Annotated in this window: 24 protein-coding genes and 1 tRNA gene; 19 read left to right on the top strand and 6 right to left on the bottom strand. The window is 40.6% G+C overall.

All coding sequences use genetic code 11. The features are described from left to right. Positions 1–206: 206 nt before the first annotated feature. Positions 207–1,490: a hypothetical protein gene (locus IL356_RS06950; RefSeq protein ID WP_121850163.1), complete on the bottom strand. Its 1,284-nt coding sequence runs from the start codon at positions 1,488–1,490 to the stop codon at positions 207–209. Then, complete coding sequence (locus tag IL356_RS06945; protein WP_121850164.1) at positions 1,491–2,219, bottom strand: type III pantothenate kinase; 729 nt, start codon at positions 2,217–2,219, stop codon at positions 1,491–1,493. Between the two features lie 111 nt (positions 2,220–2,330). Between IL356_RS06945 and IL356_RS06940 the strand changes: the two genes are divergently transcribed. The 3 genes from IL356_RS06940 (at position 2,331) to IL356_RS06930 (ending at position 4,742) form a co-directional block, all read left to right on the top strand. Further along, positions 2,331–2,403 (top strand) — tRNA-Phe (locus IL356_RS06940). A 66-nt stretch (positions 2,404–2,469) separates the two neighbouring features. Continuing rightward, entirely contained in the window at positions 2,470–3,444 is a 975-nt protein-coding gene (locus tag IL356_RS06935) for a phosphotransferase (protein ID WP_121850794.1), read from the top strand. Beyond that, the gene (locus IL356_RS06930) at positions 3,441–4,742 is read left to right on the top strand and encodes an ADP-ribosylglycohydrolase family protein (RefSeq protein WP_121850165.1); all 1,302 of its coding nucleotides are present in this window, start codon (positions 3,441–3,443) and stop codon (positions 4,740–4,742) included. The genes IL356_RS06935 and IL356_RS06930 overlap by 4 nt, the downstream gene beginning before the upstream one ends. Here IL356_RS06930 and IL356_RS06925 read toward each other — a convergent pair. Continuing rightward, the gene (locus tag IL356_RS06925; protein WP_121850166.1) at positions 4,735–6,306 is read right to left on the bottom strand and encodes a glycoside hydrolase family 32 protein; all 1,572 of its coding nucleotides are present in this window, start codon (positions 6,304–6,306) and stop codon (positions 4,735–4,737) included. The two genes, IL356_RS06930 and IL356_RS06925, sit on opposite strands and share 8 nt — an antisense overlap. 60 nt (positions 6,307–6,366) lie before the next feature. On the opposite strand from IL356_RS06925, the gene IL356_RS06920 reads away from it, so the two are divergent. The 5 genes from IL356_RS06920 to IL356_RS06900 are packed head-to-tail and all read left to right on the top strand — an operon-like array spanning position 6,367 to position 10,039. Continuing rightward, positions 6,367–6,882 carry a rhodanese-like domain-containing protein gene (locus tag IL356_RS06920; RefSeq protein WP_121850167.1) on the top strand — a complete coding sequence of 172 codons (516 nt, stop codon included), beginning with the start codon at positions 6,367–6,369 and terminating at the stop codon, positions 6,880–6,882. 54 nt (positions 6,883–6,936) lie between these two features. Further along, positions 6,937–7,554 carry a TIGR04282 family arsenosugar biosynthesis glycosyltransferase gene (locus tag IL356_RS06915; RefSeq protein ID WP_225621409.1) on the top strand — a complete coding sequence of 206 codons (618 nt, stop codon included), beginning with the start codon at positions 6,937–6,939 and terminating at the stop codon, positions 7,552–7,554. Continuing rightward, the gene (locus IL356_RS06910; RefSeq protein WP_121850169.1) at positions 7,551–8,366 is read left to right on the top strand and encodes a purine-nucleoside phosphorylase; all 816 of its coding nucleotides are present in this window, start codon (positions 7,551–7,553) and stop codon (positions 8,364–8,366) included. Before IL356_RS06915 ends, IL356_RS06910 begins: the two co-directional genes overlap by 4 nt. Beyond that, entirely contained in the window at positions 8,363–9,328 is a 966-nt protein-coding gene (gene arsM / locus IL356_RS06905) for an arsenosugar biosynthesis arsenite methyltransferase ArsM (protein ID WP_121850170.1), read from the top strand. Before IL356_RS06910 ends, arsM begins: the two co-directional genes overlap by 4 nt. A 12-nt stretch (positions 9,329–9,340) precedes the next feature. Beyond that, positions 9,341–10,039: a TIGR04283 family arsenosugar biosynthesis glycosyltransferase gene (locus IL356_RS06900; protein ID WP_121850171.1), complete on the top strand. Its 699-nt coding sequence runs from the start codon at positions 9,341–9,343 to the stop codon at positions 10,037–10,039. Between the two features lie 3 nt (positions 10,040–10,042). Here the strand turns inward: IL356_RS06900 and IL356_RS06895 are convergent, their stop codons facing one another. Next, the gene (locus IL356_RS06895) at positions 10,043–11,095 is read right to left on the bottom strand and encodes an N-acetylmuramoyl-L-alanine amidase family protein (RefSeq protein WP_121850172.1); all 1,053 of its coding nucleotides are present in this window, start codon (positions 11,093–11,095) and stop codon (positions 10,043–10,045) included. A 237-nt stretch (positions 11,096–11,332) separates the two neighbouring features. Between IL356_RS06895 and IL356_RS06890 the strand changes: the two genes are divergently transcribed. Both IL356_RS06890 and def read left to right on the top strand, forming a co-directional pair. Beyond that, positions 11,333–12,106, top strand: a complete 774-nt coding sequence (locus IL356_RS06890) for a DUF6503 family protein (protein WP_121850173.1) — start codon at positions 11,333–11,335, stop codon at positions 12,104–12,106. A 6-nt stretch (positions 12,107–12,112) separates the two neighbouring features. After that, positions 12,113–12,652, top strand: coding sequence for a peptide deformylase (gene def / locus IL356_RS06885; RefSeq protein WP_121850174.1), 540 nt, complete (start codon positions 12,113–12,115; stop codon positions 12,650–12,652). 7 nt (positions 12,653–12,659) lie between these two features. Here def and IL356_RS06880 read toward each other — a convergent pair whose 3' ends face one another. Both IL356_RS06880 and IL356_RS06875 read right to left on the bottom strand, forming a co-directional pair. Continuing rightward, on the bottom strand, positions 12,660–13,661 hold the full coding sequence (locus IL356_RS06880) for a glycoside hydrolase family 113 (RefSeq protein WP_121850175.1): 1,002 nt from the start codon (positions 13,659–13,661) through the stop codon (positions 12,660–12,662). A 54-nt stretch (positions 13,662–13,715) separates the two neighbouring features. Beyond that, positions 13,716–14,429 carry a DUF547 domain-containing protein gene (locus tag IL356_RS06875; protein WP_121850176.1) on the bottom strand — a complete coding sequence of 238 codons (714 nt, stop codon included), beginning with the start codon at positions 14,427–14,429 and terminating at the stop codon, positions 13,716–13,718. 241 nt (positions 14,430–14,670) lie between these two features. Between IL356_RS06875 and IL356_RS06870 the strand changes: the two genes are divergently transcribed. The 9 genes from IL356_RS06870 to proC all read left to right on the top strand — a co-directional run bounded on the left by IL356_RS06870 (position 14,671) and on the right by proC (position 25,309). Beyond that, on the top strand, positions 14,671–16,020 hold the full coding sequence (locus IL356_RS06870) for an NAD(P)/FAD-dependent oxidoreductase (protein WP_121850177.1): 1,350 nt from the start codon (positions 14,671–14,673) through the stop codon (positions 16,018–16,020). Between the two features lie 23 nt (positions 16,021–16,043). Further along, positions 16,044–17,639: a 4Fe-4S binding protein gene (locus tag IL356_RS06865; RefSeq protein WP_121850178.1), complete on the top strand. Its 1,596-nt coding sequence runs from the start codon at positions 16,044–16,046 to the stop codon at positions 17,637–17,639. 107 nt (positions 17,640–17,746) lie between these two features. After that, positions 17,747–18,457, top strand: coding sequence for a glycosyltransferase family 2 protein (locus IL356_RS06860; protein ID WP_121850179.1), 711 nt, complete (start codon positions 17,747–17,749; stop codon positions 18,455–18,457). A 4-nt stretch (positions 18,458–18,461) separates the two neighbouring features. After that, entirely contained in the window at positions 18,462–19,946 is a 1,485-nt protein-coding gene (locus IL356_RS06855) for a cellulose synthase family protein (RefSeq protein WP_121850180.1), read from the top strand. Positions 19,947–20,034: 88 nt separating this feature from the next. Beyond that, positions 20,035–21,396 carry a glycosyltransferase family 58 protein gene (locus IL356_RS06850; RefSeq protein ID WP_121850181.1) on the top strand — a complete coding sequence of 454 codons (1,362 nt, stop codon included), beginning with the start codon at positions 20,035–20,037 and terminating at the stop codon, positions 21,394–21,396. A gap of 220 nt (positions 21,397–21,616) precedes the next feature. Beyond that, positions 21,617–22,231, top strand: a complete 615-nt coding sequence (locus IL356_RS06845) for a GNAT family N-acetyltransferase (protein ID WP_121850182.1) — start codon at positions 21,617–21,619, stop codon at positions 22,229–22,231. A 2-nt stretch (positions 22,232–22,233) separates the two neighbouring features. After that, the gene (argG, locus tag IL356_RS06840) at positions 22,234–23,424 is read left to right on the top strand and encodes an argininosuccinate synthase (protein WP_121850183.1); all 1,191 of its coding nucleotides are present in this window, start codon (positions 22,234–22,236) and stop codon (positions 23,422–23,424) included. Next, positions 23,417–24,391, top strand: a complete 975-nt coding sequence (gene argC / locus IL356_RS06835) for an N-acetyl-gamma-glutamyl-phosphate reductase (protein ID WP_121850184.1) — start codon at positions 23,417–23,419, stop codon at positions 24,389–24,391. The genes argG and argC overlap by 8 nt, the downstream gene beginning before the upstream one ends. A 117-nt stretch (positions 24,392–24,508) precedes the next feature. Next, a complete protein-coding gene (gene proC, locus IL356_RS06830) occupies positions 24,509–25,309 on the top strand; it encodes a pyrroline-5-carboxylate reductase (protein ID WP_121850185.1) in 801 nt (266 codons plus the stop codon).

The following is a 25,309-nucleotide window of genomic DNA, read 5'->3' as shown; positions in this document are numbered from 1 at the left end:
CACCTTTCGTCATAAATCTCGGTTCGTTTTGTATTGACGTCTTGCGTTTTTGGTTTCCGATTTTGAGGGGGTTAATGTACTAATTTTTTACCAAGCGAACCCTTTGAAACTTAGAATTTAACCCTAATCGTGTCGATTTGACACCTGATTTTAAACATTCTAAAATTTTTGGGCAATTTTTTATCAAAAAATCAAAGGTTACGCCTTTAATTAATTTTACGCTTACGGAACCAGATATCATTTAGCGATAAACCAACATTAACCTTAAAATAGCTTTCTTCTATTAAATCGGCCGATGTGGTACCTCTACGACCTACCTCAAAGCCAAGATTAAGGTTGGAATAGCCCTTAAGCGGAAGTCCTAATCCAAAAGTTATGCCAAAGTCATTAACCTCTTTATCATTGATGAGCATTCCAGTCTTATCAAGCCGCACCCCGGCACGATAAGTTACCCTACTCAAGTAGCTTTCAAAAGAACTACTATTAGGAATATAGAAACCTCCCAAAGCCAAAGTACTTGCGTCACCATAGACCAAGTTGTCTATTTCGAGAAAAACATTTGAATAATCGCTTAGCTGCTGATAGCTGTATTCAAGGCCTAAGAACCATTTCATGTTCTGACCATAACCAAGACCCACCGTAGCAGTGGTGGGTATTTTAACCCCCGTCTCCTTTAAACCTTGCGCATCAAGATTTACGTCAACTGCCTCTACATCTGCCTGGGTCAATAATGAAAAAGAACCAATTCTTTTTGTGTTTCTAGCGGAAAGATTAGCCTGTGTATTTATGCGTAAAGATGTAAAAAGAGTGTGTTTATCATCAATTGAAGGCGTGTAATTAATAGCGTAATTTAAATCTATACCATCAATTTTAGAAGTTCGCTCATCCTTCACGCCGTATTGAACGTTTTCAACACTTTGAATTCGCAAACTCTCGACCGTACCAAAATTATAATTGGCCGACACTCCCACACTAAAATCTTTAAATACCTCATAACCGACGGACAGATACAGACGGTTCAAGCCTCCTTCTCCCGAATATTCATTAATGATTCGAGAACCCTCGGCACCAGTTTGAGCTACAAAATTGTAGCCGACCGAAGAATAGGGCATGACGCCGAATCCAATTCCTAAGCCTTCCTTTAAACTAAAACCTAATGACAGATATTCAAGATTGGTAACCGCACTGCTTTGCTCTTCAGCAAAACTTTTCAATCGCACTTGCTTGTGTGAAATTCCGGCCGTATAAGTGGTAATACCAAAATCTTCGCCAAATCTAACCCCTAGCTTGCTGTAAGCGGCAGGGTTCTGAAGGTTTACATGAATACTATCGGCATACATGGCTATACCTCCCATCATTTGATTTTCGGCGGTTGCCGCTGAACTTAGTTCACCCAACCCGAAATAAGAATACGGCGAAACCGTTCCGTCTTGTCCGTATGCGCCTACTGCAACAAGGCACATTAAAACAACATATATTTTTTTGATCATTTAATGCTTGTTGTATTCCAACAGATAGTTCAACCCTTTTAGGAGAAATTTGGAATCCGCAAATATGGTATTTTTTAACCGTTTTGACAAAAATGGCGCATCGCCTCCTGTTAAAATAACTGTTAAATCTACGAACCTTGATTTATACTGATTGATTACCCCATCTATTTCATGACACAATCCGTTAACCACACCGCTATGAATACTATTCTCGGTTGAGTTACCAATAAAATCAAAAGGCATTTTAGGTTTCAGCAAGGGTAATTTTGCCGTTTGGGTGTTTAAAGATTTGTAGCGCATGTTAAGACCGGGAGAAATAGCGCCTCCCAAATATTCGCCGTAATCATTGACCATTTCATAGGTCACGCATGTACCTGCATCGACCACTAACGTATTGGCCTTTGGGTTATGGTAAAAAGCAGCGGTTGCCAAAGCCATTCTATCAACGCCCAAGGTCTGGGCGGTAGCATAAGAGTTTTTATACGGAGTTTTAGAAGATGGTGTCAATTCATGAACAGTGCAAAAAACGGCCATTACGGCAATCACCTTTTTATCTAAATGACCAACGGAAGAAACAATGCTATGTGAAATTTTAGGGTAGTGATCACAAATCTCCTTGACCAATCTTGGCATGCTTTCAGCATCTGTATTCTGATAAAAAATAAGGTTATTTCTATCAAACACAGCGAGTTTCACTGAGGTGTTGCCGGCATCGATAATTAGGTTCATAGTACAAAGGTCAAAAAAACAGATCAAACAGATTACCTTTTTTTGCACATTTTGTTTGCATATCGCAAAATTGAAATTATATTTGCACCCGCCTTTGCAAAGGCAACCACTGGTACCTTAGCTCAGTTGGTAGAGCAACGGACTGAAAATCCGTGTGTCCCTGGTTCGATTCCTGGAGGTACCACAAAAAATCCTTACTTTTCGTAAGGATTTTTTTGTTTTTGGGAGTATATTGCGTAAAACTCTTGTTTTGAAAGCAATAGATATTTCAACCCCTATACCAGAGCTTGAGAAATTTCTATCTTCCAATTCTTGGCTCAATTCCGGAGAAAAAATCGAGTCTATCGAAGAGCCTGGCGAAGGAAACATGAACGTGGTATTGCGCGTCATTACCAACGAAAAGTCATTTATTCTCAAGCAATCAAGACCTTTCGTTCAAAAATACCAACAGATTTCAGCACCCATTGACCGCATAGTTGTTGAAAAGAACTTCTATCAAGCCGTTCGCGAAAACGCTGTGAGCGCCCACATACCAAAAATTTTGGGTTTCGACCGAGAAGAGCATCTGCTCATTCTTGAAGATCTTGGGCAATGCGAAGACATGACGTCTATCTACCAGAAACAAGATATTGCGGCTTCCCATTTAGACAGGTTGGTTTTTATTTTAGGGCTCATGCACCGGACCGAAGCCGAAGGCAGCTTTCCTGAAAACCTTCAAATGCGTTTTCTAAATCACAAACACATTTTTGTCGTTCCCTTTTCAGAGAAAAACGAACTAGACCTGGATAGCATTCAAGAAGGCCTGAACGACTTATCGATTCCTTTCAAGACCAGCAAGACCATTAGGGCTGTTGTGGAGGAGGTAGGAGAAAAATATCTTTCTAGTGGAGATACATTAATACATGGTGATTATTACCCTGGTAGTTGGATGACCGAAGGAGAGAACCTCTATATTATCGATCCTGAGTTCGGTTTTGTGGGCTTTCCTGAGTTTGACCTGGGCGTTATGGCGGCCCACATTATAATGGCTACCGGCAAGAAAAGTTATTTGAACAGAATCCATGCCAGTTACCAAGGTAAGGCGGACGTAAAACTGATGTCGCAAGTAGCAGGGATCGAAATAGCCCGTCGTATAATCGGTCTAGCCCAATTACCCATGGAAAGGACTCTTAAGGAAAAGACGAAGCTCTTAAAGAAGGCCCGCAAACTAATCTTGGCCACATGATTCGAAAATTATTCTTGCTTTTATTAGTAATCAGTGCGCTATCATGTAAAGAAAAAAAAGTTTCAACATTCTCCATTCCCTCCCCGAAAAAACAATCATACGAGGTTTCCTCTACCACACTAAATGATGATCAATACTACGACAAAGTTCTTGGCGCATTGGTCGGGTCGGCCATTGGCGATGCCATGGGGGCCTCTACCGAAATGTGGCACAGAGATGACATTCGATTGAAGTACGGGTATATCACCGCACTTACACCTGCGGTAAGACCTCAATCTCCCGAGGGAACTTGGGAAAACAATCTTAACTCAGGAGCTACAACTGACGACACTAGGTGGAAGCTGGCCATGGTCAAGTATATTTCCAAAGGAAAAGAAAATTTGACACCCGAAAATTTCATTGACTTTATTATTGAATATTATAGCTCTTTGACCAAATCTCTCTCCAACAATAACGAGGGCCTTAATACAGATTTTTTAGATGAACAAATCGAAAAAATAGATTGGATCAAAGAATGGGCAAGGGTGGCCACGGCATACAAAAAAGGAAGTAAGGAATACCAAAAAGCACTCCATCGATTTTATGGTGGTGAAATGTCATGTGCCGGCCAATTGTACACACCCATGTTCGGGTTGACCACCCATACACCCGAAGAAGCATACGAGCTGGCTTACGACCACTCCTTGTTCGATATTGGGTATGCTAAAGATATTTCTGCATTGGTATCTGCAATGACCAATGTCGCAATGAGAACCCAGAGTATCGATTCGATTATCAATACGGCTACTTTTGTAGACCCTGAGGGATACCAAGACAGCAGACTGGTAGGGCGAATAGCCTACTCAGTGGCAGATGCCTCGGTGAAAAGTGTTCTCAGCATTAGAGAAACATTTGCAAATGATTCGCTCACCACTATGGATGCAAAATCTTTAAATCCTCCCATCGGATTTCAGGAAGGAAAAAAGGAGTGGCTCATTCAAGAAGCACTTTACCAATACCTTGAAAAAAACCAAAAAGCTATTCCATTTCATTCAGGCGAAATTTGGCAAATACTCGTTACTGGACTTCAGTTTGGAGGTGGCGATTTTGCAAAAACCATGCAGTTCATTGTCAACTACGGAAGGGACAATGATACAGTAGCCGCTGTGGCAGGAATGATATTAGGTGCCAAAACCGGTTTTTCTAACTTACCGAAAGAATTAGCAGCCGAAATTCTCAAAGTCAATAAAGAAAACATGGGTATCGACCTGAAAGCACTTGCTCAAGAGATGACCGAAAACCGAAACCAAACTAATTAGTAGGCCAGGTTCGCTTTACTTCACTCACCTCCAAATTTTGAACACTCATTATTTGATTGGATTTATTTTCGAATGACAACTGACCATAATTTTCATTGGGAAAGATTTGTGAGGTCATTACATATTTACCTTTATCGATAAAAATCTCTATCGAAGACCAATCTAAAATCATTCTTACCTCAAAGATAGAATCGAGATGAGGCATAGGCATCTTTTGTACGATTTCACCAAAAGCTTTTTCAAAATCTGTTTTTCCAGAATTGGATCGGTTCAATCGAAGCGTATCTTTTTTAAATTCCAAAATCAAACTTTCTCCCAAACTGTTTCCCAACTCCATCGTAAATTCATTTGAATTGGTTTCAAAACGAACTTCCGATTGATTGAGGTTATCATAATCATCAACCTCTTTGGCACCGGGCTCAATCTCGATACTTTTCGAGCTTTTTTTTGAAACTATGTCATCAAATTGATTGATAGGATAACCATATAATTCAAACCCTTCATTATCCTTATCCTTGTGAAGTGAAAGTTCTCTAGGTACTGTCATTGCACTACGCCATCTATCGGTAGGTGTTGATTGGGCGTAGGCCCAGTTGCTCATCCAACCTAAAAATATTCGCTTTTCTTCCGGGGCATTGCTATAGGTGACACCTGCGTAATTATCCGTGCCCCAATCGACCCACTTATGCTCTATTTGATCGGTAACGAACGTTTTACCATCAAAATCACCCACAAAATATTGAGTGCCGCTTCCGCCATTAGGGGCTCCCGGGTTGATACTAATCAGCAGAACCCATTTTTCTTCATCCGAACCCTGCACCTTTATTTTGAAAAGATCAGGACACTCCCAAACTCCGCCATGGGCGCCAACATGCTTGCCAAACTCTCCTGACAACTCCCAATTTTTCAGGTCTAATGACCTATAAAACTGGGCATGGTCACCGGCCACCAAAGTCATTACCCAACTACTGCTCTCTTCGTGCCACATAACTTTTGGATCTCGAAAATCTCGTATGTCTTCAGTATTGGCTATGATAGGATTGTCTTGGTACTTAGTCCAACTTTCGCCATTATCCAAACTAAAAGCCAGGCCTTGGGTCTGAAAGTTGTTTTTGCCAGATTTCTCCCCTTCCGGGTCGTGATAGGTATAAATAGCCACAAGTGGAGGATTTGATTCGGTACCGAAACCAGAACTGTTCTTTTCATCAAGAACAGCGCTTCCCGAAAAAATATAACCTAACTCATCAGGGTATAAAGCAATGGGTTTATGTTTCCAATGAAGCAAATCTTCACTCACGGCATGCCCCCAATGCATCGGCCCCCAAACGGTACTATCGGGGTAAAATTGATAAAAAAGGTGATACTTACCTTGGTGATAGACCATACCATTAGGGTCGTTCATCCACATACTATCCGGGGAAAAATGAAATTGAGGCCGATAAGGCTCCATGTAATTGACGTTCTTTATTGAAGTGTTTTCAGAAGTCCTTTGTCTTTCTTCCTTACAAGAAGATACACCGAGAACAATGATGAATAAAAGTAAGTTTAGCGTTTTGGCCCACATGTTAGACGAATAATATTATGCCTTTCTAAAGTACTATCTTTACATAGATTAAAAAAACCCATGAAACAGCGTCTACTCATTTTTAGCTTTTTGATGTTCGGTTCGTTCATTTTTGCCCAGACCCGTATTGATAAAGCCTTAAAGAAATGGAACAAAGAAAGTGTACCCTATATCACAGTTTCGGAGGTAAAAACTGAAAAGGAGGCCATTTTCTTAGATGCAAGGGAATGGCATGAATTCAATGTGAGCCATTTGCCCAATGCCCTATGGATAGGATATAAAAATTTCAACCTTCAATCAATAACCAACAAACTACCTGATAAACAGAAAGAGCTCATCGTATACTGCTCGATTGGTGTGCGTTCTGAAGATATTGCAGAAGAGTTGATAGCTGCAGGTTACCCCAACGTTAAAAATCTTTACGGGGGCATCTTTGAATGGGTCAATCAAGGCAATACAGTTTATAATTCAGATGGCCAGCCTACCGATCAAACACACGCTTTCAACAAACATTGGGGCAAACTATTGCTAAAGGGCCAAAAGGTGTATTCGGTAGAAGACCTTGTAAGGAACTAGCCTTTTCGCCCACCAAGCAAAATGCCAACTACAATTTAAAAAATAGCCATTGATTTGAATTCAAAGAACCTATTGCTCATATTTACTCGCAACCCAGAATTAGGAAAATGCAAGACCAGATTGGCGGCTACCATAGGAGATGAAGCCGCACTTGACATTTACAAGTTTTTATTGCGCCACACAGCGAGTATCACGCATAACCTAGAGATAGTAAAAGAGGTTTGGTACTCAGAAACCATTTGGGAAAACGATGTTTGGAACAATTCGAACTATGAAAAAAAATTGCAGTCAGGTCATGACTTGGGCGAACGAATGGCCCAAGCTTTTACCGAGGGTTTTAAAAACGGTTTTGAGCGTATCGTCATAATCGGCAGCGACATGTACGACCTCACCCAAAAAGACTTGAAGAACGCCTTCAACCTGCTAGAAAAACATGAGTTTGTAGTCGGCCCCGCTGAAGATGGCGGTTACTATCTATTGGGAATGACTAGTTTTGAAGCGAACTTGTTCAAAGAAAAGCAATGGGGAACCTCCTCAGTACTGAAAAACACCTTATCCGATTTAGAAAAAACCAATTATGTTCTTTTGCAAGAACGTAATGATATTGACCTTTACGAAGACATAAAAGACCTAGCCGTCTTTCAACCTTATCTAAAAAATAGCAGGAAATGACACCAAAACAGTTAGAAGAATCTACCGCCTACCTAGAAGCCAAAGGGTTTGAAAATCCTGAAATAGGCATTGTACTAGGTACTGGTTTGGGCAAACTGGCCAATCAAATTGAAGAAGCTATTGAAGCTCATTATAACCATATTCCGTTTTTCCCTCTTGCGACTGTTGAATTTCATTCCGGAAAATTAATATATGGCACCCTTGAAGGAAAAAAAGTAGTGGTCATGCAAGGCAGGTTTCACCTATATGAAGGATACGATTTTGTAGATATTACCTACCCTATCAGGGTCATGCATAAACTAGGAATAAAAAAGTTATTCATTTCAAATGCCGCCGGAGCTATCAATCTTGATTTTAAAAAAGGAGACCTAATGCTTATCGAAGACCACATCAATCTTCAAGGTGGCTCACCTTTGGCATTTAAGGGTGTAAGTCAATACGGCGAAAGGTTTACCGATATGGCCGAACCTTATGATCTCGATATGCGAAAAGAACTTTCGGCCATTGCCGAGAAGGAAAATATTGTTTTAAGAAAAGGTGTATATGCCTCGGTGGTCGGCCCACAATTAGAGACCAAGGCAGAATATAGAATGCTAAAGATAATCGGTGCAGATGCTGTCGGCATGAGCACCGTACCTGAAGTTATCGTCGCCAACCACCTAAAACTACCAATAGTAGCCGTTTCGGTATTGACCGATGAATGCGACCCTGAAAATCTTGAACCTGTAAACGTTCAAGAGATTATCGAGGTAGCCGGTAAAGCTGAGCCTAAAATGGTTAAATTGTTCAAAGAATTAATAAAAAAGCTATGAGTTATTTAGAAGCGACCAATGACCTCTACAAAGAAGCGGCCCTTACGCCAGATGTGGGCCTTTGCTGCACAACAAATCCTGTTTGGCAGTTTCCAGGTCTTTCCATCCCTAAAATTATGCAAGAGATGAACTACGGCTGCGGAAGTACCGTTTCTGCCCAAGACCTTATCAATGATCCTAAGGTTTTGTACGTAGGCGTCGGCGGTGGTATGGAACTGCTTCAGTTCTCATACTTCTCAAGACAAGAAGGTGGTGTAACCGGTATTGACGTAGTCGACGAGATGTTGGAAGCCTCTCGAAAAAATTTCAAGATTGCCGAAGAAGAAAACGATTGGTTCAGCAGCAAGTTTGTCAATCTCATAAAAGGTGATGCCTTGAACCTGCCCGTCGCAGATGCAAGTATTGATGTTGCCGCCCAAAATTGTCTCTTCAACATTTTCAAGACCGAAGACTTAAAAAAGGCGGTTGCAGAAATGTATCGCGTATTAAAACCGAATGGCCGATTAGTGATGAGTGATCCCATCTGCGAACAACCAATGAACGATGAACTACGAAATGACGATAGGCTTCGAGCCCTGTGTCTTAGCGGTAGCATACCCCTTCAAGAATACATCAAAACGCTTACCGATTCAGGTTTCGGCACAATTGAGGTTCGCGCAAGAAAATCATACCGCGTTCTTTCGCCCAACCACTACCCTACTGATGAGCTGATCTATATCGAATCAATTGAAATTGCAGCAATTAAAGACCCCATGCCAGAAGACGGGCCGTGTATTTTTACAGGAAAAACTGCTATCTATTATGGTAACGAGCCCTATTTCGATGATCAAAAGGGCCATGTCTTGATGCAAAATCAACCTCTTGCGATCTGCGATAAGACAGCAGCGGCACTTGCTCGTTCCAATGACGAAATTCATATTAGCGAGAGTACATGGCACTATAATGGTGGTGGTTGCTGCTAGTATTTTGATTTTATGGAGGAAGCCAAAATAAGTATTGTCATTCCTGTTTATAATGAACAGGAACATATTGCTGAACTCCTTGGCTATCTGACCAACTTCAACATTTCATCACATCTTCATGAGATTCTTGTAGTTGATGGGGGAAGTACCGATTTAACCGTTGCCGTTGCTTCCGCTTTCGATGTCACTCTATGTCAATCCGCGAAGGGAAGAGCTGCACAAATGAATTTCGGAGCTCGAAAAGCAAGCGGGAACGTACTGTATTTTCTTCATGCAGACACCCTTCCACCAGAGAATTTTATCGAATGCCTTGTCAGCTTGTACGAAAAGGGAAATAAAGCAGGATGTTTTCGACTTAGGTTTAACAATCGCAGCCTTTTTTTGGCCTTTTTCTCTTGGTGTACAAGGTTCAATTTCTTGATTTGCCGTGGTGGAGACCAATCTCTGTACATCACCAAAGAACTGTTCGAAAAGTTAGATGGCTTCAATGAGAACTACGTCATTTATGAAGACAGTGAGTTGATCGGCAGAATTTATAAAACAAATAATTTCTCGATAATACCTGACTACGTAACCACTTCAGCAAGGCGTTATGATGCTATTGGAATGTTTCGCTTACAGTACCATTTCGGAGTCATCCACCTAAAAAATGCCTTGGGTGCCGACCCGGAACAGCTTTACGATTATTACAGAAGGAAAGTGCTGGCGTAAAAATTACTTTTCATAATCGAGTAGAACACCTTCCGATATCCATTTGGCCAAAGCTTGGCGATTATCAGGATCTAAAATGCGGCGTTGGTCTTTTTTGTTCCTGATGTTTCCTATCTCGATAAAGGTCATCGCCGGATGCGTCTTTTTAACCAAATACAGTGATGAACGGTCTTCAAAAGTGCCGGAATAAACTCGATTAGGCTGAAATTTTTGATACTTCTTTTGAAAGGTAGTATGTATGCTCTCCGCCAACTTTCTACCATTTTTGCTCTTTTCATGGTGATAGAAAAAAACATCAATATTCTGACCACGACTTCTACTATCAACATGTGTAACTATCAATCGCTGGTATTTTCCACGATGTTTACTGTATAAATCGTTTACAATCTCGACCCGCTGTTTAAGACGAGCTACCTGATTCAAGGGAATAGTTTTGTTAGGGTAAGCCACCTCGTCATGATCAATTTCTAGTACCCTTTCATCACGAATACCGTCATTCTCATCGCGTATAATGATATAGACCAGTGCACCATGCGAAATCAACTCTTTGGCCAACCGTAAAGTAATATCGTATGCATACTCGTCTTCCGCAATCATTTTACCCCCGTAATTGGCCATTGCCCCCGGGTCAGGACCACCATGACCCGAAACCAAATAATAGACGTTGCCTTTCAGCCTATCGCTGTTTTTCAGAACTGTTGCATGTTTCTTTCCGAAAATGGCGAAATCTTCACCTTCTATTTTTACTACCTCTTTTGACTTCTTCTCAATAGACTCAACAACCTCTACCGAATCGAGCTCGACCGATGGTATCAAATACCTTCTACCCTCATACAAATGAATGCTATCTCGAAGGTTATCAAGATTCATTGCAATAAAATCATCATAATGGTCATAGGGGTTGATCCCTTCTTTTCTCAACAAAGAAAGTATACCATCGCCTCTTTTGGCTACAACGGTTTTTACCGAATCTTGGGCAAAGGCCACCTCAGCTACGAAAAAAGTAACCAAAACAGAAAAAACCACTCTAAAATATGGGAGAAAAAATCGATTCATTTTCAGCACTTCACACCCCAAAAAATCAAAAATAATGCCTAACGTGTTCACTCTGCACAAAATTAAAGAACGAATGAATATATCATCAACTCGTGCTAAAATTTAGTTAACCATTTCATCAACAATAAAATTTTAGAATCTTTGACGTAAAAATACAAGGTCAAACTGTATGAAAAAGACCATAAAATCGACCTATAGATGGCCCCTATTGAGTTGGGCCCGTTCTAAAACAACCATATGAACTTAAAAAACACCTTTTCGGCCATTGTTCTGGCACTATTGATTTTTTCTTGCAATTCGGAGAAAAAAATAAAGGCACCTGATAATACTACCGCTGAAACATCGAAGGCCCAAAAAATTATTGAACGTGCCATTTCTACCCACGGCGGAAAGCTTTATGATACCGCCTATTATAGCTTTGTTTTCAGAAAGAAGAAATTCACTTTTAAGAACAACGAGGGCGGTTTTATCTATACGGCAGAAGAAGTTAAAGATGGGCAAAAGTTTTTAGATTCATTAAAGAACGGTCGCCTCACTAGAATAATTGACGGACAAGTAACCAGTCTCTCTTCAAAGGATGTTAATAAGTATACCGAGGCCTTGAATTCGGTGGTTTACTTCGCCACCCTTCCGCATAAACTAAAAGATGCTGCGGTAAACAAAGAATATGTTGGTGCTACTCACATTAAAAATGAGCCCTACGACCTTATTAAAGTTAGTTTTGAGCAAGAAGGCGGAGGCGTTGACTACGAAGACGTTTTTCTTTATTGGATACATGCCAATAAAAACACTATGGATTATCTTGCCTACAAGTACAACACCAATGATGGCGGGGTCAGGTTTAGAAGTGCCTATAACGTAAGAACAGTTGATGGCATCAGATTTCAAGACTATGTCAATTATAAGGCCCCCATAGGCACTCCACTTGAAAACTTGCCTAAAATGTATGAAGCAGGTAATCTCGAAAAACTATCAAAAATTGAAACCGAAGAAATTAAAAGTCTAAAATAAATAGCCATGGCAAGCTTAGAAGTTATTCGAATGGGCAACCCAAACCTTCGAAATGTTTGCGAAACGGTCGAAATAGAAGAAATTCAACGACCGGAATTTCAGACTTTCTTGAAAAACCTGGTATCGACCATGCGAGATAAAAACGGAGTGGGTATTGCGGCACCACAAGTAGATGTATTGAAAAGGGTTTTTGTAATCGAAATTGAAGACAACCCTCGCTACCCCAATAGAGTGAACTTTCCTATTGTAATTGCAATCAATCCAGAAATAGAAGTTGTATCCGATCAGAAAATAGATAGTTGGGAAGGTTGCCTTAGCATACCGGGCATTCGAGGGCAATTAAAAAGACACCAAAAAATTCGGTTGAAGGCATTGAATGAGGATGGTGAAAATTTTGAATTAGAATTGGAGAATTTTCCAGCTATAGTAGCCCAACACGAACTCGACCATTTGAATGGCGTTCTTTTCATCGATCGAATGGAGGACCTAAAAACCTTAGCCTTCGAAGAAGAATACAACAGTTATTGGCTCGGCAAGTCTATTTAGAAAGGGCTTATGATTTCCGATAAAACTCCTTTATTACGTTTTGAGCAGGTTTATTTTGAGGAGTAAACCTATTGTCGTTCTCCCCTCCGGATTCTTTATGGTTGATGAACCATTTCCAAACATATCCGCCTGCGAACCAATCTTCTGACCAGAATTCTTCAAAAATAGCCTTGGTCGCGTTCACTTGACCCTGCATATTGGCGGGATTATCATGCATATCTACAAGCCAAGGTTTCCATGCTGTCTGGTGGGCGCTCCTATAACCGAACTCTGTAAAAAGTACAGGTCTATCAACGGTTTCCGCTAGTTGCTCAATAGACGGTTTATGTTTCTGCCAACCGACCCTACATTGCTCAACCGTGGGGGTTTCATGTTCGCACAACGGAAAGTAGGCATCGATACCTATAAAATCTAACTGAGACCAAAAAGGAGTTCTTTTATACTCGTCCCAATTAGCGGCATAGGTAAGTTTTCCTTTGTAAATCTTTCTTACTTTAGGAATAAGGGCATTCCAAAAATCAGGTCTATTGGTTACAAACTTTTCAAGTTCGGTGCCAATACAAAATATGTCGGTATTGGTTTCAGCAGCCATTTCGGCATAGTTGAGAATGAATCTTTCGTACGAATTCTCAAAAATCGCCCAGTCTTCTTCGGTTTTTAATTCAAAAGACCCGGTAAAAACACCCCTCCAAATCCATATTTGGGGCTTTACCATCACTTTTACTCCGTTTTTATGCAACATTTCAATATACTGCTTGGCCCCTTTTCTAGTTTCGCCATGCCATTGTCTATCACTATCGAATACTATTTCGGGCTCATCGACAGTCCGAATAAAACCAAAAGGCATAATGGCCGCATGGTTGGCATGAATATTTAAAAGCTCTTGAACATGCTCTTGAGCTACCGCCTCCCTTGAGGCCACAAAACTGACCCCGTTAATTTTTTCGGTTTGCTGGCTTGAACATGAAAATTGAAAAAAACACAACAAAAAAAGGCCTAACCACCTCATAGTCAAAAAATTTACACTCCTGAAATATAATAATTCCGCCGAGTATTTAAAAAATCATTCGGTTTGGTTCAACGACCAATCGTAGGGGTAGTACGAAATTTTTACGTTTTCGGGAAGTTGGCTCTTTCGATAATTGTTTAGAAAAGACAAGATGCTTTTACCATCACGGGTAAAATCCTCTTCATACCACTCAAATATTTGCGAGATACGAACTTGGTCACCTTCTACCTTTATAAACTTCTTATCATTGATAGCTTTTCGAGTCTGGGCTTCCAGCTGCTCTTCTAATAAAGAAGGGCGATAAGCAGTACTAATTATGGGAGGGCAACCTAGACCTGCACAGACAAGAACAAAATGAAACCTGGCCTCATCAGGAAATGGGGCGCGAAGCATATCGTTTTCAATTTCGTTCAAGGTCAATTCTTTTCTTCCGACACTATATTTGACCTTATCAAAAAAACCTGAAACATTCAATGGTGAATCTATTGGGTATTGTAATGTAATACCCTTTATAACCGCGAGATTATAAACGTTTATCCAGAAAGACTTGTAAATTTCAGGTTGGCTTATATCTACATCCATTTCCTCTGCCATATTCAAAAGCTCATCCAATTGAGATTGATTCCTTTTTATTGCTTCGTAATTGACCCTCCCTTTGTCTACGTAAGCTTTTAAGAACACATCGCTTTTATTAAAAAACCTTTCGATTTTCTGCTCCATCACACTCAGTGGAGCCAGTAGCAATAGTATTATGAATGCGCTTCTCATAGGTTGTTTTTCGTTTTTCTCGTAGATTGATAAGCCATGTTTATACTTTACCGCAAATCACGGACCAACCTTAAAAGTAGCCGGACAATCTATTTTTGGCAAGGATAAAAGCGTAACTTATGACCATTCGTAAATGTATTTGAACTATTGACCCACTTATTTAAATTGCGTAAAAATTAAACTTTTCAGGTAAGACCGTATAAAGTTTACGACTGAATCAGCGATTGCCCTCATTATTTCTATGGAAAAAGTTGTCATTATAGGAAACGGAATAGCAGGTGTGACCGCTGCACGTCATATCAGAAAACTTTCCGACAAAAAAATTACGATTATTTCTGCCGAGACTAAATACTTTTTTTCTCGCACCGCCCTAATGTACGTATACATGGGGCATATGAAATTTGAGCACACCCAACCTTATGAAGACTGGTTTTGGAAAAAAAACAAAATTGAACTCGTTCAGGCGTATGTCGAGAAAATTGACTTCAAGTCAAAAACTTTACATACCTCCGACAACCGAGATTTAGAATATGACCAACTTATTCTCGCCACAGGTTCTCAACCCAATAAATTCGGTTGGCCGGGCCAAAATCTTAAAGGTGTTCAAGGTCTCGTTTCAAAACAAGATTTAGATTTACTGGAAACCAATGCCCCAAACAACAAGGTATGCAAAAGAGCTGTTATTGTAGGTGGCGGCCTGATAGGAATAGAGCTATGCGAAATGCTTCGAAGTAGAGAAATTCCTGTCACCTTTTTGGTTCGTGAAGCTAGTTTCTGGGATGGGGTTTTACCTTCAGGAGAATCGCAAATGCTCAATGAGCATATCAAAAAGCACCACATAGATTTACGTTTAGGCTCTAGCTTAAGGGAAATTAAAGGAGAAGAACATGTACAGTCTGTAATTATCGAGGAAACTGGAGAGGAAATTGAATGCGATTTTGTGGGTCTTACTGCCGGGGTTAGCCCCAGCATCGACTTTTTAAAAAGTAGTGACTTACAATTAGGCAAAGGCATCTTGGTCAATCGATATCTAGAAACTAATATAAAAGATGTTTACGCTATTGGTGATTGTGCAGAACAGCGAGAAGCCATTGGTCATAGAAGGCCGGTAGAGGCCGTTTGGTACACCGGAAGAATGATGGGTGAAACGGTTGCCCAAACCATTTGCGGTAATCGCCGCGAATACAACCCCGGACACTGGTTCAACTCCGCTAAGTTTCTTGATATTGAATATCATACCTATGGTTGGGTATTTAGCGATAAGAATAAAAGTGAAGATGAACTACATTTTCATTGGAGGCATTCTAGCGAGAATATTTGTTTAACGATAGCCTATCAAAAGCAGACCAACCTATTCTTGGGCATCAATACATTTGGCATTCGTATGCGACACGAGGTGTTCGACCATTGGTTAAGCGAGTATACAAGCATTGACTATGTAATGGAGCATTTGAAAGATGCCAATTTTGACCCTGAATTCTATAGTCGATATGAGCATCAAATCGTTGATTCGTATAATTCTGAAAAAGGCAAAAATATTCAAGTTAGAAAGAGAAGCTGGAAAAGAATATTAAGCATTACAACCAATTGATTACCGGTAAATTTTAAATTTTTATGAGAACAGTTGATAGAAGTATGGCTCTTACCGGCGAACCACCAAAGGCCCTTGACCTTTCACAGAAGTTAGCGACCCTTGTAGGGCTATCGGGCCTGGGCATTTTGGTTTTGGCACTACTGAATATAGGTTTCAGCCACAGAACTTTTTGGCTCATGGCTTCTCTTTCAGCAATCACTTTAGGCACCATTTGGTTTACTTGGGCTTCGTATGCCCATAAACCCGCGGGAATCAAAAACGACGGAGTGATGTTCAAATCGATTTCAAGTCGTGGTTTTTGGGGATGGGTCTCCGGCTTACTATTAACTGGCTTTTATATTGTTCTTTACTTTTACCCACAATATCTCGGACTTGTAAAAGACGGTGACAACACCGGTCTTATTGCTCTATTTGACCCATTGAGCAAGGTATTAAGTGGAAATCCTGCGAGCCAATGGTTTGTTTACGGTACGCTCTACACCGTTGCCATTCTAGCTTTTGGAATCAAGTTTTTGTATAAGTACAGGCATAATGCCTATGAACGCTTAAGAACCTTTAGCGTCATGTTTTTTCAGACCGCGTTTGCCTTTCTTATTCCGGAATTCATGGCAAGGCTCAATAATGAAACCTTTTCTCTACCCTATTACGATTTAAAAAATATTTGGCCGCTCAACTATTACAATTTTGAGAGATATCGGGTCAACAGTTTTATCGATGCCGGAGATATTGGCTTGGCGCTACTCATATTCGGGGTTCTTTCCATTTTCGTCATCACACCTATCTTAACCTATAAATACGGCAAACGTTGGTACTGTTCATGGGTTTGTGGCTGCGGAGGTTTGGCAGAAACGGTAGGCGACCCCTTTAGGCACTTAAGTGATAAGAGTCAATTTGCTTGGAAGGTTGAACGGTGGGTCGTTCATAGCGTTGTTGTCTTCGTTACTTTAATGACCACCGCTGTAATCTATTCTTACCTGGGCAATGCCACCAGTGAATATTGGCTTACTAAAACCACCTTTTTAACGGGCGTGGCCCTCATTCTTACCATCGTATTTGCCTGGGCAATGATTTATAAGAGGGAGCAATTGAAAAAGGATGCAAAGTATGGTGCCATTGGGTATTTCATCATTATAATCGCCCTAATCGGTTTTCACTTTTTCAGTGGCGACGGAAATGTATTTCTCTTTAAATCGGAGACGTTAAGAAGAACCTATGCATTTCTTATCGGCAGTATATTTTCGGGGGTAATCGGCACAGGGTTCTACCCTATTTTCGGCAGTAGGGTCTGGTGCCGTTTCGGTTGCCCCATGGCTGCCATTCTTGGCTTTCAGCAACGCTTGTTTTCTAAATTCAGAATTACCACTAATGGCGGACAATGCATATCGTGTGGTAATTGCTCCACTTACTGTGAAATGGGTATTGATGTGCGCGCTTATGCCCAAAAGGGTGAAAATATTGTTCGGTCGAGCTGCGTAGGTTGCGGAATTTGCTCGGCAGTCTGCCCAAGAGGTGTATTGAAACTTGAAAATGGCCCGCTCGAGGGGCGTATAAATAGTAAAGACGTCTTGTTGGGCAATGACGTTGATTTGATGGACCTGGTCAATTCAAAAAAATAATGATCAGACCCTAGAATTGGTACTTTTTGGGCTTCATTTAGGTGCTTGATAAGAATAGCTTAGTTTTGTCAGCAGTAACGTCACATTTAACCATGTTCAATTGATTGATGGCTATTCGTTTTCCAAATTCGCCTGACATAAAAGTGATTATTCCAGCTTTCAATGAAGCCGATTCAATAGCCTCGGTCATCAATGAAATACCCGATGTTGTTTCAGAAATAATTGTTGTCAACAATAATTCTTCAGATAAGACCGAAAGCAACGCCAAGGCCGCAGGAGCGACCGTTCTTACCGAAAACAGAAAGGGTTACGGCTACGCCTGTTTAAAGGGAATGGATTATGTTTCAAAACAATCCAAACTACCGGATATTATCGTATTTGTTGACGGAGACTATTCCGACTATCCCGAAGAACTGGTTAAGGTGGTGGAACCCATTATTTTGCACGATTACGACTTCGTAATCGGTGCAAGGGCAAAAAGGCTTAGGGAAGATGGAAGCATGACTCCACAGCAAATATTCGGCAATTGGCTGGCCACTTTTTTAATGAAATTGCTTTTCGGGGCAACATTTACCGATTTGGGTCCGTTTAGAGCTATAAGCTATGATAAGTTGTTGTCTCTCAACATGGAAGACAAAACTTACGGCTGGACGGTGGAAATGCAGTTGAAAGCGCTCAAAAAAAAATTGGCATATACCGAAGTACCAGTGCGTTACAAAAAAAGAATTGGTGTTTCAAAAGTGTCGGGTACCGCAAAAGGTAGTATATTTGCTGGCATAAAAATATTAGGTTGGATTTTCAAATACAGCATAAAATAATACTATGGGATTATTGATCTCTTATATCATTCTAGCCATCTACAGTGTAGCGCTTTTATTGATATTTTTTTACAGTTTGGCCCAATTGAACTTATTGGTCAATTACCTAGGCTACAAAAGGCGAAACCAAACTGCCCCCAAATTCAACCTTCTTGACCCTAAGGAAATTCCTCATGTAACCATACAGCTGCCCGTTTACAACGAAGAGTATGTCATGAACCGTTTGCTTGAGAATATCGCTAAAATTGAATATCCGAAAAGCAAACTGGAAATTCAGGTACTTGATGATTCTACTGACGAATCTGTAGTAGAAACTGCTGCGAAAGTTGAAGCTTTGCAAAAGTCAGGCCTTGACATCAAGCATATAAGAAGAACCAACAGGCAAGGTTTTAAGGCCGGCGCCCTAAAAGAAGGTCTTGAAATTGCCAAAGGTGAGTTTATAGCCATTTTTGATGCCGACTTTATGCCCTCGGGCGATTGGCTGAAAAAAACAGTTATCTATTTTAAAGACCCCGAAATTGGCGTAGTTCAGACACGTTGGGGGCATATCAACCGAGAGTATTCGACTCTTACCCGTATTCAGGCTTTTGCCCTAGATGCACACTTTACCCTTGAACAAGTAGGTAGAAATGCAAAAGGTCATTTTATCAACTTTAACGGTACGGCAGGTATTTGGAGAAAAGAATGCATTCTAGATGCCGGTAACTGGGAAGGCGACACCTTGACCGAAGATTTAGATTTAAGCTATCGCGCCCAATTAAAAAATTGGAAGTTCAAATATCTCGAAGATGTTGAAACCCCAGCTGAACTTCCTGTGGTGATCAGTGCGGCCCGATCCCAACAGTTTCGTTGGAACAAGGGCGGGGCCGAGAACTTTAGAAAATCGGTGATGAGCGTTATTTCCGCAAAGAATATTTCGCTTAAAACCAAATTTCATGGCGTTATGCACTTGCTGAACAGTTCTATGTTCTTGTGCGTTTTCTTGGTATCTATTTTGAGCATACCGGCTATGTACATCAAAGCGCTTTACCCACAGTTCGATATTGTTTTCAGCTTATTGAGCTTCTTTGTACTGAGCACCATTATTCTCTTCATATGTTATTGGTTTACCTATAAAAGTATTCAAGGCAGTAGTTTTGACAATTTTGTCGACTACATCAAGCTTTTCTTTACCTTTTTCTCGGTAGCCTTAGGCTTTTCACTGCACAACTCGATAGCGGTTCTTGAAGGGCATATTGGCAAACGCAGCGAGTTCGTTCGTACTCCTAAATTTAACTTGAACAATCTTACCGATTCTTGGAAAGGCAATAAATATTTGACCAAAAAGCTCTCTCCGAACATGATTTTTGAGGCTTTACTTATGTGCTATTTCTTATTCGGTATGTACAGCGCGATACCTTTGAATGACTTCGGTTTGTTCCCGTTTCATTTTATGTTGTTCTTAGGTTTCGGTTTTGTTTTCACCAAATCATTGACGGCAAGGGCCTAGCGAACAAGACCAGATTACGGCAAAAAATTTTGGGTAGTTGTTCCGTCAAATTTTCTTATTTTTTCGGCTGCAACCCAATTGAACTTTAATGTCGAATCGCTTTACCAGGTATTGGAATCTTCATAAAATACCCATTCTACTTGCTTTGCTAAGTGCGGTATTCTATTATGTTTTCGCGTATCACTTAGACCGTAGCGACTTCATAAAACTCATTACCCTTTTTGCGGCGTTGTTCTTTATCTGTCTCCGCCTAGTTCGCTTTGAAAAGTTCAATTTAAAATTTCTTGCCATTGTTGGTGTAATCTTCAGATTACTATTCATCATGGCAGAGCCCAATCTATCGCAAGATTTTTATCGCTTCGTATGGGATGGTCATTTGGTATCGCAGTTCGTAAGCCCCTATTTACTTTCGCCCGACAGTTTGATGCAGCAAGGTGTGCAGACCATTCCGAATTCGGAGGTATTGCACAACGGCATGGGGGAACTAAGTGCGCAGCATTTCAGTAATTACCCGCCCCTCAACCAACTTTTCTTTGCTATTGCCGCCCTTATTGGTGGTCAAAGCCTTTTTGCTTCGGTTTTAGTAATGCGCCTAAGTATCATTTTATTTGATTTAGGTATTCTTTATTTCGGCAGAAAACTGCTCAAAAACCTGAATCGTTCACCACATTTGATTTTTTGGTATTTCCTTAATCCTTTGGTCATTATCGAACTGACCGGTAATCTACATTTTGAGGGCGTTATGTTATTTTTCTTTGTTTTGGCCCTCTATCTTATTTCTACTAAAAAATGGTTGTTCAGTACCGTTCCGTATGCTTTTTCCATAGGCATCAAATTAGTTCCGCTAATGTTCCTTCCCTTATTCTGGAAACAATTCGGAATCAAAAAGAGCGTCATTTTTTATCTACTGACCGGGCTAATAACTGTATCATTATTTCTACCTTTTTTTTCTCCCGAACTGGTACCCAACTACTCCAAAACGGTCGGCCTGTGGTTCTCAAATTTTGAGTTCAATGCAGGAATTTACAATGCAATAAAATATATAGCCGTTCAAATGGATGCCAAACCCTGGGAACTCATCAAGACTTATGGCAAGATCACCCAGGTGGCCACTATCGTAGTGATTCTACTATTTTCGTTTTTTAGAAGCAATGAAAAATTACCTGTTCTTGTCAGCTCTATGATGTGGGTTTTAACGTTTTATTACTTTATAACCCCAACGGTGCACCCTTGGTATATTATCTTTCTAGTCGTTCTCAGTCTTTTCACCGAATACCGTTTCCCGATTATTTGGTCGGCTGCCGCTACCTTGAGCTACTTTGCCTATTCGAACGCTGATTTTCAGGAGAATCTGTGGCTTTTGGCAGTTGAATATATTTCTGTATTGGGATTTATGGTTTACGAGTTTGTTAAATTAGGTAAGCTCAAACTAATTTTTCGTAATAATTAATACAGTATTGTTGTCGTTTCAATGTATTCTTGTACATTTGAATTTCAATGGAAGGACAACTACATATTTTAGAATTAATGAGCAGTCTTGCTCCGGTACGTCCGCTTCACATCCGTCGTCGCCCGTAAGGGTGTTTCATTTGATATGGAAATAGGTGAGTCCATTTCCGCACAACTTCCACAAGTCTTTTTAAGTTTAATTTTAGCATACAAGCATAGCAATGAAAATATTAATTGCTAACGAATCTCATTTTAAATACGCCAGCATCATATGCGATACGATTGCTGAATCTGCAAAGGTTCGCGGTACAGGTATCGCAAAGCGCACCCCTGAATATATTCAAAAGAGGTTACAGAACGGCAACGCCGTAATCGCTTTGGATGGGGATAAATTCGCGGGCTTCTGCTACATAGAAGTCTGGGGCCATGAGAAATTCGTTGCAAACTCAGGTCTTATCGTACACCCAGATTATAGAAATCAGGGATTAGCCAAGCAAATCAAAAAACGCATTTTTGAACTGTCTAGGGAGAAGTTTCCCAATGCCAAAATTTTCGGTATCACTACGGGCTTGGCAGTTATGAAAATGAACTATGAATTGGGTTATAGGCCGGTAACTTTTTCTGAACTAACCGATGACCCTGAATTCTGGAAAGGTTGCCAGACCTGCAAGAACTTTGACGTGCTAACTCGTACCGAAAGAAAAATGTGCCTTTGCACCGGTATGCTTTACGACCCGGAAGAAAAGACTAAAAAGAAGTCCAAAGAGAAGCCGAGCACCAAAACATTTGAAAGATTAAAAAGTATTAAAGAAAGTTTGTTCCTAAAGAAAAAATAAAAATGAAGAAATTAGTTTTAGCCTACAGCGGCGGATTAGACACCTCTTATTGTGCCAAGTACCTATCAAAAGAAAAAGGTTTCGAAGTGCATGCCGTAAGCGTAAACACCGGAGGTTTCTCAAAACAAGAAATTGCCGAAATCGAGAAGAAAGCACTGCAATTAGGGGCAAGCTCATACCTATCTATAGACGCGGTAGAAACCTTTTATGATAAAGTGGTCAAATACCTCATTTTTGGTAACGTACTAAAGAACAATACGTATCCACTTTCTGTTAGTGCCGAAAGAATCGTTCAGGCCATCGAAATCGTTAAATACGCAAAAAAAATAGGGGCCAATTACATCGCACATGGCAGTACCGGTGCCGGTAATGACCAAGTAAGGTTCGACATGATTTTTCAAATTATAGCTCCCGAAATAGAGATAATTACCCCTATTAGGGACAAAAAATTAGCGAGGGAAGAAGAAATCAAATACCTTCAAGAGAATGGGGTAGACTACTCTTGGGAAAAAGCAAAATACTCTATCAACAGAGGCCTTTGGGGCACTTCGGTGGGGGGTGAAGAAACCTTGACATCAGAAAAACCGTTGCCCGATTCTGCATACCCTAGTCAACTACAGGAAAAGGAACCTCAAGAGGTAAAATTGACTTTTGAAAAGGGCGAGTTGATAGCTATTGACGGAAAAAAAGATTCGCCCGTTAACAACATCGTTAAATTAGATGCCTTGGCCAGCAAGTACGCTATCGGGCGTGATATACACGTTGGCGATACCATTATAGGAATTAAAGGAAGAGTAGGTTTTGAAGCGCCCGCATCTCTAATCATTATCAAGGCGCACCACTTGTTGGAGAAACATACTTTGACAAAATGGCAACAATTTCAAAAAGAACAGCAAGGTAATTTTTATGGCATGCTTCTACATGAGGGCAACTACCTAGATGCTGTTATGAGAAATATTGAGGCTTTCTTGACCGACACCCAAAAAACAGTTTCAGGTGATGTGTTCGTAGGCCTCTACCCCTTCCAGTTCAGGTTGAACGGTATTTCTTCTCAACACGACCTTATGAATGCTTCATTTGGCAGTTATGGCGAAATGAATAAGGGTTGGACGGCAGATGACGCCAAAGGCTTTATCAAAATTCTATCCAACTCGGGCAAAATTTATAACCACGTAAACCCAAGTGATGATTAAGGCAGGTATAATTGGGGGGTCGGGGTATACCGGTGGCGAATTAATCAGAATACTTTTGAACCATCCGCAAGCGGATATCGATTTTGTTTTCAGTACAACAAGGGCAGGTAAAAAACTGACCACTGCACACCCAGACCTATTGGGTACAACGGAAATGGAATTCACCGGAAAGGTAAATTCTGATGTAGATGTGGTTTTTCTTTGTTTGGGGCACGGTAATTCGGGACGATTTTTGGAGGAACACCAATTTTCGAGTGATACTAAAATTGTTGATTTGAGTAATGAGTTTCGACTAGAAGGCGATTCGGTTTTTCAGGGCAATCAATACATATATGGCCTACCTGAACTAAAGAAATCTGAAATCGAAAAAGCGAATTTCATTGCCAACCCGGGTTGCTTTGCAACGGCCATTCAATTAGCCTTGCTACCTCTTGCAAAGGCTGGCAAACTTTCAAACGATGTTCATGTGAATGCGGTTACCGGAAGCACTGGTGCCGGAGTGAGCCCATCGGCTACCTCACATTTCAGCTGGCGGAACAATAACATCAGTTGGTATAAGCCATTTACCCATCAGCATTTGGGTGAAATCAACGAAAGTCTTCACTCCTTACAAAAAAACAGTGGAGAGTTGTTTTTCCTCCCTAATCGGGGAAATTTCACTAGGGGTATTTTGGCAACGGCATATACGAAGTTCGACGGAAGCATAGAGGAGGCCATCGCCCTATATGAAGATTTTTATGCCGATGCACTTTTTACTCAGATTGCAGAAGAACCCATCAACCTAAAGCAGGTCGTGAACACCAACCAGTGCCACATCCATTTACATAAACACAACGATACGCTGTTGGTAACCTCGGCCATTGATAATTTGTTAAAAGGAGCTTCAGGACAGGCCGTTCAGAATATGAACTTAATGTTTGGGCAAGAAGAAGGTGCCGGACTTAATTTAAAAGCGGGAGTTTTTTAAGAGTTGTGAAGAATTAAATTTTCGTTTCGCAATATATCAAAGCGAACGAATATATAAAGGTCAATTCACACGCCATAGATTAGAAAAACGGGGAACGAACATACAACTAGAACAAAAATGAAAATAGCAATAATCGGTGCTGGAAACCTAGGAATATCAATTGCAAAAGGAATTCTAAATTCTAACGGTGCCACCACCATGTATTTGACCAAGCGCAATACAGAAAATATTAAGAAGTTCGAGAATTACGGCAATGTTACCGTTACGAACGACAATCGTTTGGCAGTACAAAATTCTGATATTCTCATATTGGCCGTTCAACCAAGCCAGTTAGAGTCGATTTTAAACGATTTCAAAGATTTACTGACCGAGAAGCATGTCATTATATCTACCATAACTGGTTATAGTATCGAAAAGATGGAAGATATCTTGGGTGCCGAACAAAATATTATTCGCAGTATGCCCAACACCGCTATTTCAGTAGGGCAGTCAATGACTTGTATTTGCAGTAACGAAAAAGGCAAAAAGAAGGTAGAACTTGCCAAGGCTATTTTTAACAGAATGGGGCACTCAATGGAAATTCCCGAGAGTCAAATGCAAGCGGCTACCGTAATATGTGCCAGCGGAATCGCTTTTTGGATGCGTTTGATTCGTGCCACCACACAGGGTGCCATTCAATTAGGCTTCGATGCCAAAGAAGCGCAAGAACTTGCCATGCATACTTGTAACGGCGCCGCCACCTTATTAATAGAATCGGGCAGCCATCCAGAATCTGAAATTGATAAGGTAACGACCCCAAAAGGCTGTACCATTCAAGGTTTGAACGAGATGGAGCATCAAGGTCTGAGCTCTTCGTTGATTCAAGGTATAGTCGCTTCGTACAATAAAATCAGTAGAATTAAAGAAAATCAGATTTAG

It is taken from the genome of Euzebyella marina, from assembly GCF_014855515.1.
Classification (GTDB): Bacteria; Bacteroidota; Bacteroidia; order Flavobacteriales; family Flavobacteriaceae; genus Euzebyella; species Euzebyella marina.
This window is presented reverse-complemented; position numbering and strand designations above follow the sequence as displayed.